This window comes from Aquicoccus porphyridii, assembly GCF_008369105.1.
GTDB classification, from domain to species: Bacteria; Pseudomonadota; Alphaproteobacteria; order Rhodobacterales; family Rhodobacteraceae; genus Aquicoccus; species Aquicoccus porphyridii.
In genome coordinates this window covers 1-2,228 of sequence record NZ_VINQ01000047.1, presented here as the reverse complement: position 1 = coordinate 2,228, position 2,228 = coordinate 1, and the positions used below count along the sequence as shown (strand labels likewise).

The 2,228-nt window shown below is 64.3% G+C and carries 2 protein-coding genes; both read left to right on the top strand.

Annotation, left to right across the window (positions count from 1 at the left end):
* Positions 1-1,499: DNA-binding protein (locus FLO80_RS21615; RefSeq protein WP_149187111.1), on the top strand; the 1,499-nt coding region annotated here is incomplete at its 5' end.
* A gap of 100 nt (positions 1,500-1,599) precedes the next feature.
* A complete protein-coding gene (locus FLO80_RS21610) occupies positions 1,600-2,073 on the top strand; it encodes a UCP036055 family protein (RefSeq protein WP_111369215.1) in 474 nt (157 codons plus the stop codon).
* Positions 2,074-2,228: the final 155 nt, after the last annotated feature.

The following is a 2,228-nucleotide window of genomic DNA, read 5'->3' as shown; positions in this document are numbered from 1 at the left end:
CGGTCTTTGTGGGTGTTGAGGCCTATGAAGCGGCGGGCGGCACGATGTTGCATGACCTCTTTCAGGGCGATGACGGTGGCTGGCTCGAGGACCTTTCCCTGCTCGATCGGCTGGTGACGGAAAAACTCCAGGCCGAGGCTGAGACGGTTGCGGTTGAGGGCTGGAAGTGGATCGAGGTCGCGCTTGACCTGCCCTACGGCTACAGCCACGGCCTGCGGTCCCTGTCCGGTGATCCGGCACCGATGACGGATGACGAAGGTGCGGCTCATGCCAAGCTGCTCGACGAGTACCGGGCGCTCGAGGAGGAATACGCAGGGCAGGATGAAATCCCCGACGAGATCGACACGCGGCTTGGCGTGTTGGAAACGGAGATGGAAAAGATCGAGACCCGGCCGTTGATCTTCGACGCGGAGGAGATCGGGCGGGCAGGGGCGTTCGTCACGCTCGACCGCTACGGCGCTCTGGCAGTTTATCGCGGGTATGTGCGTCCAGAGGATGAGCCCGTTGACGAGACCGCGGTCCAGGATGGTACGGATCCTGCGGCGGCGGGGCAGGGGGATGGTCGTGATTTTACCGATGGCCATGCCAGTGCCGCTCATGGCGGAACCGTCATCATGTCGGGTGGCCAGCTGATCGGAGCTGACTTGCCGGAGGATGAGGATGACGGAGCGCTGAAGCCACTGCCCGAGCGGCTCGTCATGGAGTTGACGGCCCACCGGACGCTGGCGCTGCGTGAAGCGATCGGGCGCTCGCCAGATGTCGCGCTGACGCTGCTGCTTCTGAAGCTGGTGACGGACACCTTCCGAACCTCCGGGGCGTCGGGCAGCTGTCTCGAAGCCTCGGTGCGTCACGTCTACATGTCGGCGCAGGCGCCCGATCTGAAGGACAGCGTGGTGGCCAAGCTGGTCGACGAGCGTCACGCGGAATGGGAAGCCGATCTGCCGCTTGGCGACGATGCAGCGCTCTGGGACTATCTGACGGTCCTCGACCAGGGCAGCCGTCTGGCTCTGCTGGCGCATTGCCTCAGCTTCGGCGTCAACGCGCTGCATGAGAAGGTGAACCCATACGGGGCAGGCATCTCCGCTGGCGGTCTGACCCGGCGGATGGCGCATGCCGATCTCGTGGCGCGTGCCACAGGTCTCGATATGGTCGAGGCGGGCTGGGAGCCGACGGTCGACACCTATCTCAATCGCGTGCCCAAGGCCCGCATCCTCGAGGCCGTGCGCGAAGCGAAGGGGGAGGGGACTGCCCAGCTTCTCGATCACCTGAAAAAGGGCGAGATGGCCAGTGAGGCCGAGCGCTTGCTGAAGGGCAGCGGCTGGTTGCCCGAGGTCCTGCGCCGGAACGATCTCGTGGCGCTGGACGATGAGGGCCATGCCGAAGGGCAGGGGGCGGATGTCGATGCCGAAGTGGCCGACAGCGTCAGTGAGGCTGACCTTCCTGCGTTCCTGACGGATGACCTGCCTGCTCAAGGCGCGTCGATGCTGGCCGCGGAATAACGTGATCCAGCGGGGGGGCGGAGATTCCGCCCCCAATCACCCAATAGCGTAACAATATCAATAAGATGAGTGCGAATACTCGCATTCGGAATGAGGAATCATGTCTGCAACAACCATCATCGACACCGCCCCACTCGGGGCGCTGATCCGCTACACCGACGGCAGTCCCAAGCCGCCGGCCCGCTTCACCAAGAAGCTGGCAGCCTGGGAGCGTTCGAACGGTGTCGGCCGCCTTGTAGAAAAGGAGCCACCCCGGCCTTACGCGACCTGGACTGCTCCCGCGTCGTTCACGCTGCATGAGGGCAACTTCGCTTCGGACGGGGTGATCCTCGTCACCATCATGCGCAGCCATTCCGCTGACAGCGCCCTCGTCTTCGAGGTGGCCGAGGACCCGAAGCCCGGGCAGGTGCGCGTGCTTCTGGACTTCGGCGGCAACATGGAGCTGCTGCATCTAGCGGAGTCCGTCACTGCGGCCGAGCTTTGGATCGCCAAAGAAGGATACCGCAACGCGCGGCTTGAAATCGTCGGCGATGAAGAGGGCGAAAGGGCAGGGGGCGCGGACCTGGCCGCCTGAGCCCAACGGGAGTGGACAAAACATGGGGGTCATGCGGCGCGTTTTCTGTTTGCGACGGTCAGCCGACCATCGAGAACTGCGGCCCTTGTGACGGCTACTCGGTGAGCCCCTTTGGGCGACCACCGCATCCTTCTGCGCTTTCCCATGCGGGCATT